Here is a 12,422-nt window from a genome sequence, read left to right as displayed (position 1 = left end):
CCCGAAAGCCCCTGCAACGCAACCTTAAATGCTTCGTGCAAGATTGAAGTGTCCGACCGGGAGTGCGGAAAAGGTCGAATGCTGTTGCGGATCGAGCGCCATCAAGCGCGCCTGGGCATGTTCGTGGAAAGCCTTGAAGGGTCGTGGCTCGACCACCCCTTCTGGACGCAGCGCTTCGTCATCAACGACCACGACTCGCTCCTGAAGCTGCAGAACAGCAGCGTCAGCACCCTCGTCATCGACCTGGACAAGGGGCTGGGTCCGAAGGTGCAGAAACTTCCCCCCTCCCCGCCCCTTTCGGCCATCCGATCCACCGCCGCCTCGCCTCGCCTTGGCCGCGCACCCGTCGACCCGCAGATCGCGCGGGCGCGCGAAACCCTTCGCCGCACCACGCGTGCGCTGCGCGAACTCTTCGACGACGCGCGCGGCGGCCAGCCCATCCATCCCGGACGGGCGGCGGCGATCGTCGACGAGGTGGCGAGCGCGATGCGCCATCGGCCCCATGCGCTTCTCGGCATCACCCGGTTGAAGACCAAGGACGAGTACAGCTATCTCCACTCGGTCGCCGTTTGCGCGCTGATGACGCATTTCGGGCGTTTCCTGCGTCTCGATCCGGAATTCGTCCAGACGCTCGGGCTTGCCGGCCTTTTCCACGACATCGGCAAGGCGACGCTCCCGAGCGAGCTCCTGGGCAAGCGCGACACCTTGAGCGAGGAGGAGATGGCGCTGATGCGCACCCATCCCCTCGAAGGCTTTCGCATGCTGGAAAACCAGGACCTGCCGGATATGGTGCGCGAGGTCTGCCTCCATCATCACGAGCGGATCGACGGGGCCGGCTACCCCAAAGGCCTTGCCGACGACGAAATCTCGCTCGGTGTCCGCATCGCGGCGATCTGCGACGTCTACGACGCGGTGACCTCGGTGCGCCCCTACAAGGAAGCGTGGTCGGCCAAGACCGCCTTCCGCCGCATGTGGGAATGGGAGGGCCATTTCGACCGGGTGCTGCTCGACCAGTTCTTCCGCAGCATCGGCGTCAAGGGCCAGAAACCCTCCAACGCCAATCGTTCGCCGGCTCAAGCTAGACCGTAAGCCGGCTTAAGGCCGACGGTTCTCGCGGTTCTCGATCAGCTCGTCGACGACGCCGGGATCGGCGAGCGTCGAGGTGTCGCCGAGCGCGGAGAATTCGTCCTCCGCGATCTTGCGCAGGATCCGGCGCATGATCTTGCCCGAGCGCGTCTTCGGCAGACCGGGCGCCCACTGGATCTTGTCGGGCGAGGCGATCGGCCCGATCTCCGATCGCACATGGGCGACGAGTTCCTTTTTGAGAGCGTCCGTCGGATCCTCGCCTTCCATCAGCGTGACGTAGCAGTAGATCCCCTGCCCTTTCACGTCGTGCGGGTAGCCGACCACGGCTGCTTCCGCGACCTTCGGGTGCGAAACGAGCGCGGATTCCACCTCCGCCGTTCCCATCCGATGGCCCGATACGTTGATGACGTCGTCGACGCGGCCCGTGATCCACCAGTAGCCGTCCGCGTCGCGCCGGGCGCCGTCGCCGGTGAAGTACTTGCCGGGATAGGTCGAGAAATAGGTCTGCTCGAAGCGCTCGTGGTCGCCGAAGACGGTGCGCATCTGGCCGGGCCAGCTATCGGCGATGCACAGGTTCCCCTCCGCCGCGCCGTCCAGAACCTTGCCGTCGGCGTCCACGAGCTCGGGCCGGACGCCGAAGAAGGGCATCGTCGCCGAGCCGGGCTTCAGGTCGGTCGCGCCCGGCAGCGGGGTGATCAGGTGGCCGCCGGTCTCGGTCTGCCACCAGGTGTCGACGATCGGGCAGCGCTCTTCGCCGACCGTGCGGTAGAACCACATCCAAGCTTCCGGGTTGATCGGCTCGCCGACCGTGCCGAGCACCCGCAGCGAGCGGCGCGAGGAACGCTTCACGAACTCGTCGCCCGCCCCCATCAGGGCGCGGATGGCGGTGGGCGCGGTGTAGAAGAGATTGACGGCGTGCTTGTCGACCAACTGCCAGAAGCGCCCGGCATCGGGAAAGTTCGGCACGCCCTCGAACATCACCGTCGTGCCGCCGTTGGTGAGCGGACCGTAGACCGTGTAGGAATGGCCCGTCACCCAGCCGACATCGGCGGTGCACCAGAACACCTCGCCCTCGCGCACGTCGAAGACGGTTTCCTGCGTCATCGAGGCCCAGACGAGATAGCCGCCCGTGGTGTGGAGAACGCCCTTCGGCTTGCCGGTGGAGCCGGACGTGTAGAGGATGAAGAGCGGATCCTCCGCTCCCATCTCCGCCGGCTCGGCCTGCACCGAAGCCGTCTCGCGCGCCTCGTGCCACCAGACGTCGCGCCCTTCCGTGAAGCCGACCTCGGCGCCCGTGCGCCGGACGAGGAGCACCTTGTCCACGGTGTGGCCGGCCGCGGCCGCGATCTCGATCGCCCGGTCGGCGTTCGCCTTCAAGGGAACCTTGCGGCCCGCGCGCAGGCCCTCGTCGGCGGTGATCAGGACCTTGGAGCCCGAGCCTTCCATGCGACCGGCGAGCGCGTCGGGCGAGAAGCCGCCGAACACCACCGAATGCACCGCACCGATGCGGGCCGAGGCTAGCATGGCGACCGCCGCCTCCGGGATCATCGGCATGTAGATCGACACCCGGTCGCCGCGCCGGACGCCGAGATCCCGGAGGACGTTGGCCATGCGGCACACGTCGGCATGCAGTTCGCGATAGGAGATGCGGCGCGAATCGGCGGGGTCGTCGCCTTCCCAGATGATCGCCGTCTGGTCGCCGCGCTCGAGCAGGTGCCGGTCGAGGCAGTTGGCCGAGAGGTTCAGGGTGCCGTCCTCGAACCATTTGATGGAGACGTTGCCGGGCTCGAACGAGGTGTTCTTGACGATCGAATAGGGCTTGATCCAGTCGAGCCGCAGCCCGTGCTCGCCCCAGAACCCGTCGGGATCGGAAACCGAGCGTTGGTATCCGGCCTCGTAATCGGCCTTGGTGATCCGCGCTCCGGCCTTCCATTCATCCTTGACGGCGATCGTGTTCATTCAAAGTCCTCCGCGTTGGCTCCGCGCCGCTCCCGGCTGGCGCTTCGCCTCGCAGACTAGAACGGCTCCCCGCCCGAAGAAACCTTTATCGGGTTCAGGCGTCTTCGGCGCTTTCCACCGGCCCGCCCAGAACGTCCTTCACGTAGAGCTCCTGGATCATCGTCATCAGGACGGCGACCACCGGCACGGCGAGCACGAAGCCGAGGAGGCCGAACAGGAGCCCGAAAACGATCTGGGTGGACAGCGTCAGCGCCGGGGGAAGGGCAGTCGTGTAGCGCTGGGCGATGGGCTGGGCGATGTTGCTCTCGACGCCCTGGATCAGGAGATACAGCCCGAGCGCCCAAAGCGCGGTGTCCACCCCTTGCGCCAGCGAGGCGAGCACGATGATGACGCCGGCCACGAACGCGCCGAGCGTCGGGATGAAGGCGAGGATGCCGGCCTGCAGCGCCAGAAGAAACGCGCCGTTGACCCCGATCAGCGCAAGGCCCGCCCAGGACACGGTGAAGATCAGCAGCATCGAGATGGAATCGCCCGCCACCCACATCAGGAGCGAATGCGCGCTCTTTTCGAGAACCTCGGAAATTCGCGCGCGCTTCTCCTTGGGAAACAAGGACACCAGCCCGTCGCGGTAGAGCGTCGGCTGCCACGACACGAAGATCGCCAGGAACAGGACGACGAAGAAGTTGCCGAGCCCTCCGAGCGCCCCGAACACGGCCTGGCCGGCCGAGGACATGAAGCCGGACGGGTCGGAGACGATCGACTGGATGTCGCCCGACTTGATCTCCTGGCTGACGGGAAGGCCCATGTCCGAAAGCGAGGACAAGAGCTGGTTCGCCTGGTTGCGAACGCCCCCAATCAGATCGTTGAACTGCTGCACCAGGGCGACGCCGCCCCAGGCGACGGGGGCGATGATGAGCGCGAAGGTCACGAGATAGACGATGGCGAGCGCCAGCCAACGGGGCATGCCTGTACGCTGGAGAAGCCGGGCGAGGCCGCAGAAGATCGCCGCGATCAGGAGGCTCGCGAAGATCAGGAAGAAGGCGGACGCCGCCAGCGAGAACACCACCACGAGGAGGATCAGGCCCAAGACGATCGCCGCCATCGTCACGGTTCGATAGGCGAGGCGCGGGGGAACGGCGGCGTCGGGCGCGGATGTATCGGTCACGGGGGTCGATCCGGATGGGAAGGGCCGGGTCCCTTGTCAGGGATCCGCCGTTCGGGGCCATGGGCGCTCCGGCACGAGCGTCGGATCGCGAGCGGGCATATAAGGCGCCCCGCCCCCTCGGGAACATGCGCGGCGCACGGCAGGGACCCCAGCCCTGCCGGAGCGCCGCTCGCCGCCCGTCAGGCCGGGTCCTTGGCCGCGCGATGGCCGAAGATCGCCGACCCCACGCGAACGCTCGTCGCGCCGAACGGGATGGCGCGCTCGAAGTCGCCCGACATGCCCATGGACAGCTTCGGGACGCCGGCTTCCCCGGCGATCTTCTGGAGAAGCGCGAAATAAGGCCCGGGATGCTCCGCCACGGGGGGAATGCACATCAGCCCCTCGATCGCGAGACCGTGGCTTTCGCGGCAGCGCCGAACGAACTCGGCCGCCTCGCGCGGCGCGATGCCGGCCTTCTGCGCTTCCTCGCCGATATCGACCTGCACGTAGAGGTGCGGACGCCGGTTCTGGCGTTCCATCTCCTTCTTGAGCGCGCCGGCGATCTTGTCCCGGTCCACAGTCTCGATCACGTCGAACAGCGCCACCGCCTCCGCCGCCTTGTTGCTCTGGAGCGGGCCGATCAAGTGGAGTTCGACGCCTGTGAACTCCTCGCGCAGGGCCGGCCACTTCGCCCCCGCTTCCTGAACGCGGTTCTCGCCGAAGACGCGCTGTCCGGCCCCGAGCACGGGGCGGATGTCGTCGGCCTCGAAGGTCTTCGACACGGCGACGAGCTCCACCGAACCCGCGGGGCGTCGGGCCTCTTCCTCGGCGGCGCGGATGCGGGCCCGGATCTCCTCGAGGCGTTGGACGGCGGTCTCGCTCATGGCGTTCCTTGAAGGCAGCACGGTTTCGAATTAGATTGAGGAGCAGGTGCCGGAGCGCTAACTCCGACACCCTTCGCCTTAGATGAAGAGTTGGACCCGGAGGATAGCTTGCCGGCCTCTCCGGGGCCGTTTCATCTCAAGCGTGATGATACAGCGGTATCAACCACATCGCGATCACTCCTTTCGAAGACAAAGCCTATGCCAAGGCCGCGGGGGCTCATCCTCCGCGGCGGCGCGGGCTGGCGTCGCGCGTCTGCTTCTGTCTTCGAAGGCGCTGTTATGCGGTCTCCCCGCGAGCTTGTGAAGGCGGCGATAAGTCAATATTGACTTATGCCCGAGGCTCCGCGCCTTGCCCGCCCGCATCCACGTCTCCGCAGGAACCACCGCCCGAAATGGCCATCGAACGATACAATCCCCGCGCCGCCGAACCCCGCTGGCAGGAGGCTTGGGGGCAGGCGAAGCTTTTCGAGACGGACACGGACGCCGACGGCCAGCCCTACTACGTCCTCGAGATGTTCCCCTATCCCTCGGGCCGCATCCACATGGGCCACGTGCGCAACTACGCGATGGGCGACGTCGTGGCGCGCTACAAGCGGGCGCAAGGGTTCAACGTCCTCCACCCGATGGGCTGGGACGCGTTCGGCATGCCGGCCGAGAACGCCGCCATGCAGAACAAGGTCCATCCGCGCGAATGGACCTACCAGAACATCGCCACCATGCGCGGCCAGCTCAAAAGCATGGGCCTGTCGCTCGACTGGTCCCGCGAGTTCGCCACCTGCGACGTCGAATACTACGAGCAGCAGCAGCGCCTCTTCCTCGACATGCTGGACAAGGGTCTCGCCTACCGGCGCAAGTCCAAGGTGAATTGGGACCCGGTGGACCAGACCGTGCTCGCCAACGAGCAGGTGATCGACGGGCGCGGCTGGCGCTCGGGCGCCGAGGTCGAAAGCCGAGAGCTGACGCAATGGTTCTTCCGCATCACCGACTATGCCGACGACCTTCTGTCCGCGCTCGACGCGCTGCCCGGCTGGCCGGACAAGGTGCGCACCATGCAGCGCAACTGGATCGGCAAGTCGGAAGGTCTGTCGGTACGCTGGGCGCTAGAATCCGGTACGGCGCTTTCAGCCGCGATCGTCGCAGGCGACGAGATTCGACCGGAGATCGAGGTCTTCACGACGCGCCCCGACACGCTGTTCGGCGCCTCATTCCTCGCAGTGGCGCCTGATCACCCACTAGCCAAGGCGGCCGCCGAAGCGAACCCGGACCTCCAGGCCTTCATCGACGAGGTGAAGCGCGGCGGCACGGCGGCGGCCGAGATCGAGACCGCGGAAAAGCGCGGCTTCGACACGGGGCTGCGGGCCGTCCATCCGCTCGACCCCGAATGGACGGTGCCGGTCTATGTCGCCAACTTCGTTCTGATGGAATACGGCACGGGCGCCATCTTCGGCTGCCCGGCGCACGACCAGCGCGACCTCGACTTCGCGCGAAAGTACGGCCTCCCCGTCACGCCCGTGGTCCTGCCGGACGGCGGCGACGCTTCGAGCTTCAATGTGGAGGCGACCGCCTATGACGGGGACGGGCGCCTCTTCAACTCGCGCTTCCTCGACGGGCTGACCCCGGCGGAAGGCTTCGACGCCGTGGCGACGCGCCTGGAAGCCGAAACGCTCGGCAATCGCCCGGTGGGGACACGCCGCGTCAACTTCCGCCTGCGCGACTGGGGCATCTCGCGCCAGCGCTACTGGGGCTGCCCGATCCCGGTTCTCCATTGCGAAGCCTGCGGCGTCGTGCCGGAGCGCCGCGAGAACCTGCCCGTGCGCCTGCCGGACGACATCGACTTCGAGAAGCCCGGCAACCCGCTCGACCGCCATCCGACCTGGCGCCACGCCACCTGCCCGCAATGCGGCGGCGAAGCCCTGCGCGAAACCGACACGATGGACACCTTCGTCGATTCCTCGTGGTACTTCACGCGCTTCACAAGCCCCCGCGCGCCCGAGCCGACCGTTCCGGCGGTCGCCGACCGCTGGCTGCCGGTGGACCAGTATATCGGCGGCATCGAGCACGCGATCCTGCATCTTCTGTATTCGCGCTTCTTCACCCGCGCGATGCGCGCCACCGGCCATGTCGGCTTCGACGAGCCGTTCCGCGGCCTCTTCACCCAAGGCATGGTGGTGCACGAGACCTACCGCGACGGGCGGGAATGGGTGCCGCCCGCCGATGTCGCGATCGAGGAGATCGAAGGGTCCCGCACCGCCCGCCGCCTGTCCACCGGCGCTCCGATCGAGATCGGCGGCATCGAGAAGATGTCGAAGTCGAAGCGGAACGTCGTCGATCCCGACGACATCATCGGCTCGCTCGGCGCCGACACCGCCCGTTGGTTCATGCTGTCGGATTCGCCCCCCGAGCGCGACGTGATCTGGACGGAAGCGGGCGCGGAAGGCGCGCACCGCTTCGTGCAGCGCGTCTGGCGGCTCGTGGCCGAGACCGCCGAGGTCCTGAACGGGCTGGAACAGGGCTTTGCGGAAACGAGCAGCGCGGCCACCGCCGTTCGCCGCGCTGCGCACCGGACGGCGGCGGGTGTCGGCGACGACATCGAGCGCCTCGCCTTCAACAAGGGCGTCGCGCGGCTCTACGAGCTCGTCAACACCCTGTCCGCCGCCCTGACCCCGGAAGCCCTGAAGGCCGACGTGTCGCTGCGCGAGGCCGCGCGCGAAGCGCTGTCCATTCTCGTGCGGCTGGTCGCGCCGATGATGCCGCATCTGGCCGAAGAATGCTGGCGCGCGCTGGGCGAAAGCGGCCTGTGCGCGGCCGCGCGCTGGCCAAAGGCCGACCCGGCGCTCCTTGCGGTCGACGAGATCACCCTGCCGGTGCAGATCAACGGCAAGAAGCGCGGCGACATCACCGTCTCGGCCAAGGCCGCCAAGGAAGACGTGGAAGCCGCCACCCTGGCGCTTCCCTTCGTGGTGGAAGCGCTTGCCGGCGCCAGCCCCAAACGCCTCGTCGTGGTTCCGGGAAGGATCATCAATGTCGTCGTCTAGCCGCCTCGCACTTCTGGCCGCCTCGGCGCTGCTTCTGGCCGGCTGCACCTCCGGCCCGCTCTACGGCACGACCCATGTCGATCCGGCGACCGGCGCGCGCTCCTCGATCCTCACCGATCTTCGCGGGCGCATCGCCGTGACGCCGGCTTCGACGCGCACCGCGCAGGTCTTCCGCAACGCCGTCCTTTACAAGCTGAACGGCGCGACGCCCGTGTCCGCGCCGCTCTACGAGCTGCGCTACACCGTCACCGGCACCGATCAGGTCGCTTCGGTGGAAGCGGGCACGGGCACGCCGAGCGCCGCGATCTATCGCATGAGCGTCCAGTACCAGCTCGTGCGCACGAGCGACAACAAGCAGATCGCCAACGGCACGCGCTCGGCCATGGTGCCCTACGACCGGACCAACCAGCTCTTCGCCGCCGAGCGCGCGGTGATCGATGCGCGCGATCAGGCGGGCGAGGGCGCGGCCGAGCGCATCCTCGGCGCCATCGCGCCCGTTCTCCAGCGCGAGGCCTTCCAGACCCCGACCGTCGCCAAGAACTGACGGGGAAGCCGGCTTGGCCCAGAAAAAGGCGCACGAGGTCGACGCCTTCCTGTCGCGGCCCGACACGTCCTTCCCGGTGATCCTCCTTTACGGACCCGATCCCGGCCTCGTGTCGGAGCGGGCCGAGGTCGCGGCCCGGCTGTCGGGCGTCGAAGCGGGCGACCCCTTCGCTCACGTCGTTCTCCAGGCCGACGAGCTCGAGCGCGACATCGGCCGCCTGTTCGACGAAGCGCGCACCGTTTCGATGTTCGGCGGCCGCCGCCTCGTGCGCGTCAAGGGCGCGGGCAACGGGCGAAACCTCGCCGACGCCGTCGCCGATCTCGCCGCCGAGCCGCCGCCGGGCTGCACCATCGTCATCGAGGCGGGGGACCTGAAGAAGTCCGCGCCCCTGCGCACCCAGACCGAGCGCGGGCGCGCCGCGATGGCGTTGCCCTGCTACCAGGACGAGGACAAGGCGCTCGATCGGATGATCGACGAGGAATTGACTGAAGCCAAGCTCACGATCGACCGCACCGCGCGCGAGGCACTGCGCGATCGCCTCGGCGCCGACCGGCGCGCCTCGCGCGGCGAGGTCCGCAAGCTCTGCCTTTATGCGCTCGGCAAAAGCCAGATCTCGGTGGAGGACGTCGAGGCCATCGTCGGCGACGTGTCGGCCGAAACCGTGGACGAGGCGGTGGACGCGGCCGCCAGCGGCGAGGTGAAGCGCCTGCCAGAGGTCATCGGTCGCCTCGTTTCGGGCGGCACGTCCACCTTCCAGCTGCACGGCGCGCTTCTGCGCTTCTTCCAAGGCTTGCAGCTCCTGCGCGCCGAGGTGGAGCGGGGCATGCCCGTCTCGGCGGCGGTCGAAAAGCGCCGCCCGCATTTCCGCCGACGCCCGGCGCTGGAAGCCGCGCTCGGCGCCTGGGACGGAGCGGGCATCTCCGGCGTTCTGGCGCGGCTCGAAGCCAACATTCTCCTGTCGCGCCGCGAAAGCGCCTTGGCGATCACGATCATGCGCCGTAGCCTGATGGAGATCGGCGTCGACGCCGCGCGCCGGCGCGCGCGCAACCGGCGCTGACCGGGACAAGCGAAGGGCGGAGGATCCCTTCGCATCCCGTAGAAACGGGAGGGAAACCCATGGAATACCGCACGCTCGGACGCTCGGGACTGAAGGTCTCCGCGCTCACCATGGGCACGATGACCTTCGGCGGCTCGGGCGTCTTCGGCGCCACCGGGGCGACCGGTCTCGAGGAGGCGAAAAGCCTCATTAACATTTGCCTCGATGCCGGCATCAACCTCATCGACACGGCCAACATGTATTCCGCCGGTCTGTCGGAGGAGATCATCGGCGAAGCGCTGGGGGCCAAGCGTCCGAACGACGTCCTGATCGCCTCCAAGGTCCGCGCGCGCATCGGAAAAGGGCCGAACGACGAGGGTCTGTCGCGCCACCACGTGATCCGCGAGTGCGAGCGCTCCCTGAAGCGGCTGCGCACCGATGTGATCGACATCTACTACCTCCACGAATGGGACGGCACGACGCCGCTGGAGGAAACGATCGCCGCCCTCGACACGCTCGTGGCCCAGGGCAAGATCCGCTATATCGGCTGTTCCAACTATTCCGCATGGCAGGTGATGAAGGGGCTCGGGATTTCCGATCTCCGCCATCATCCGCGCTTCATCACCCAGCAGATCCACTACACGCTGGAAGCGCGCGAGGCCGAGTACGAGCTCCTGCCGCTTTCGGTGGACCAGGGGCTCGGCGTCCTTGTCTGGAGCCCGCTCGCCGGCGGTCTTCTGTCCGGCAAGCATCGCAAGGGAGCGACCGCCGAGGGAAGCCGTCTCACCGCCGGTTGGACCGAGCCGCCGATCCGCGACGAGGATCGCCTGTGGCGCATCGTCGACGCCCTGGTGGAGATTGGGAAGGGACGAGGCGTTTCGGCCGCTCAAGTTGCGCTCGCCTGGCTGCTCGGGCGCCCGGCCGTCGCCTCGCTGGTGATCGGCGGGCGACGCGAGGACCAGTTCCGCGACAACATCGCCGCCGCCGCGCTGACCCTGTCGGACGAGGAGCGTCGGCGTCTCGACGAGGTCAGCCGGCCGCCGGTGATCTATCCCTACTGGCACCAGCAGAACACCTCGCGCGACCGCTTCGGCCCGGCCGACCTCGTTATGGATCGCGGCTGAGCGGACCGGGGTCTGCGAAAGACGATCGCACCGCCTGCGTCGAACTGGAGGAAACCACCATGCGGACTTTCGCTTTCTGCATCGTTGCCGTCCTCATCGGTTCCACGATGGCGAGTGCGGCGGACATCTGCGACGACCAGACCACCCAGACGGCCCTCAGCGCCTGCGCCGCGCAGCAGTTCGAACAGGCCGACGACAAGCTGAACACGGCCTATGCCGAAGTTCTGGAACGCCTGGAGGGGGAGCCCCCGCGCCGCGACCTCCTGCGGGCCGCCCAGCGCGCCTGGGTGGCGTTTCGCGACGCCGAATGCACCTTCGCCGTCTCAGGGACCGAGGGCGGTAGCGCGGAGCCGATGGTGAACGCGCAATGCCGCGCCGAACTGACGGACAGGCGAACCGGCGACCTGAAGGATTATCTCGCCTGCGGCGAGGGCGACCTCAGCTGCCCACTCCCGCCGAACTGATACCCTTTTCGGGGGAGAAGAATTTCGGCGAAACGGCCGAACTCGAACGTGGCGCGGCGTCCCCATACGAGCGGATCGTTCGAGTTCATGCCCATCTCGAACGTCCGGTTCCGGCGCCCCGAAGCCGAGCGCTCAGAGCGAGCGAACGCGCGGTCCCTTGTTCTCCTCCTGCGGCCCGCCCGACTGGAGAAGGCGGCAGATCGCGTCGAGCTGGTCGAGATTGCGGAAGTCGAGGCGCAGGGTCCCGCCCTGGCCGGCCATCTCGATAGCGACGGGAAGCGACAGCGTTTCGGTGAGAAGCTGGGCGAGGGCGCGCGCGTCGGACGCCTCGGGCGAGGCGGGGGCCATCGGCGTGCGGCGCCGGGGGCTCGGCTTGGAAGCGGACACAGGGGAGGGGGAGGGGGAGGGCGCCGGGGTCTCGGGCCCGCGCGCCAGCACCTCGGCCTCGCGCACCGACAGGCCTTCCTCGACGATGCGCCGGGCGAAGGCTTCCGGGTCGTCCTGCACCACGGCGGTGCGCGCCGCGCCCGCCGACAGCTGGCCTTGGCTCACCATCGCCTTGACGCTGTCGGGCAGCTTCAGGAGGCGCAGCGTGTTGGCGACATGGGAGCGGCTCTTGCCGACGACGTCCGCAAGGTCGGCCTGCGTATAGTCGTGCTCGGCGATCAGCATCTCGTAGCCCATCGCTTCCTCGATCGGGTCGAGATCGGCGCGTTGGACGTTTTCGATGATCGCGATCTCAAGCGACTGGCGATCGGAAATCTCGCGAAGGACGATCGGCACGTCTTTCAGCGCCGCGCCCTTGGCCGCGCGCCAGCGCCGCTCGCCGGCGACGATCTCGAAGCCGGCCGCCCCTTCCACCTTGCGCACCAGGATCGGCTGCACCACGCCGTGCTGGCGAACGGAGGCGGTGAGCTCGGCGAGATCCGTCTCGTCGAAATGCCGGCGCGGGTTCTTCGGGTTGGCGCGAAGCTCGCCCACGGCCACGCGCCGCTCGCCACCGCCGCTCCCCTCTCCCCCGCGTACGGGCGCGGGAAAGGCGCCGGCGGCGCGCTGCGGCAGGCCGGAGGAAGCCGATCCGCCGATCAGGGAGGCGAGCCCGCGCCCCAGCCTCTGGCGACCCTTGTCCTCGCTCATACGCGTCTC

The 12,422-nt window shown here is 68.1% G+C and carries 10 protein-coding genes; 6 read left to right on the top strand and 4 right to left on the bottom strand.

Annotated features, from left to right (window positions below):
* Positions 1 to 78 precede the first annotated feature (78 nt).
* Entirely contained in the window at positions 79 to 1,089 is a 1,011-nt protein-coding gene (locus tag H7A85_RS17375; protein WP_182087228.1) for an HD-GYP domain-containing protein, read from the top strand.
* 6 nt (positions 1,090 to 1,095) lie between these two features.
* Here the strand turns inward: H7A85_RS17375 and acs are convergent, their stop codons facing one another.
* The 3 genes from acs to H7A85_RS17360 all read right to left on the bottom strand — a co-directional run bounded on the left by acs (position 1,096) and on the right by H7A85_RS17360 (position 5,073).
* Entirely contained in the window at positions 1,096 to 3,045 is a 1,950-nt protein-coding gene (gene acs / locus H7A85_RS17370) for an acetate--CoA ligase (RefSeq protein WP_182087227.1), read from the bottom strand.
* A gap of 94 nt (positions 3,046 to 3,139) precedes the next feature.
* Positions 3,140 to 4,210 carry an AI-2E family transporter gene (locus tag H7A85_RS17365; RefSeq protein ID WP_182087226.1) on the bottom strand — a complete coding sequence of 357 codons (1,071 nt, stop codon included), beginning with the start codon at positions 4,208 to 4,210 and terminating at the stop codon, positions 3,140 to 3,142.
* Between the two features lie 179 nt (positions 4,211 to 4,389).
* A complete protein-coding gene (locus H7A85_RS17360; protein ID WP_182087225.1) occupies positions 4,390 to 5,073 on the bottom strand; it encodes a YggS family pyridoxal phosphate-dependent enzyme in 684 nt (227 codons plus the stop codon).
* 392 nt (positions 5,074 to 5,465) lie between these two features.
* On the opposite strand from H7A85_RS17360, the gene leuS reads away from it, so the two are divergent.
* Genes leuS through H7A85_RS17335 form a run of 5 tightly spaced genes read left to right on the top strand, consistent with a single transcriptional unit; the run spans position 5,466 to position 11,276 of the window.
* Positions 5,466 to 8,108 (top strand): leucine--tRNA ligase, encoded by a 2,643-nt coding sequence (gene leuS / locus H7A85_RS17355; protein WP_182087224.1) that lies wholly within the window; start codon positions 5,466 to 5,468, stop codon positions 8,106 to 8,108.
* Positions 8,095 to 8,652 carry a hypothetical protein gene (locus tag H7A85_RS17350; RefSeq protein WP_182087223.1) on the top strand — a complete coding sequence of 186 codons (558 nt, stop codon included), beginning with the start codon at positions 8,095 to 8,097 and terminating at the stop codon, positions 8,650 to 8,652. Before leuS ends, H7A85_RS17350 begins: the two co-directional genes overlap by 14 nt.
* A gap of 13 nt (positions 8,653 to 8,665) precedes the next feature.
* Entirely contained in the window at positions 8,666 to 9,709 is a 1,044-nt protein-coding gene (holA, locus tag H7A85_RS17345) for a DNA polymerase III subunit delta (protein ID WP_182087222.1), read from the top strand.
* 59 nt (positions 9,710 to 9,768) lie between these two features.
* Positions 9,769 to 10,812 (top strand): aldo/keto reductase, encoded by a 1,044-nt coding sequence (locus H7A85_RS17340; RefSeq protein ID WP_182087221.1) that lies wholly within the window; start codon positions 9,769 to 9,771, stop codon positions 10,810 to 10,812.
* Between the two features lie 59 nt (positions 10,813 to 10,871).
* Complete coding sequence (locus tag H7A85_RS17335; RefSeq protein ID WP_182087220.1) at positions 10,872 to 11,276, top strand: lysozyme inhibitor LprI family protein; 405 nt, start codon at positions 10,872 to 10,874, stop codon at positions 11,274 to 11,276.
* A 132-nt stretch (positions 11,277 to 11,408) separates the two neighbouring features.
* On the opposite strand, the gene H7A85_RS17330 is transcribed toward H7A85_RS17335, so the two are convergent.
* Positions 11,409 to 12,413 (bottom strand): ParB/RepB/Spo0J family partition protein, encoded by a 1,005-nt coding sequence (locus tag H7A85_RS17330; RefSeq protein ID WP_182087219.1) that lies wholly within the window; start codon positions 12,411 to 12,413, stop codon positions 11,409 to 11,411.
* Positions 12,414 to 12,422 lie beyond the last annotated feature (9 nt).

The sequence above is a fragment of the Aureimonas sp. ME7 genome, assembly GCF_903970965.1.
GTDB lineage: Bacteria > Pseudomonadota > Alphaproteobacteria > Rhizobiales > Rhizobiaceae > Aureimonas.
This window is presented reverse-complemented; position numbering and strand designations above follow the sequence as displayed.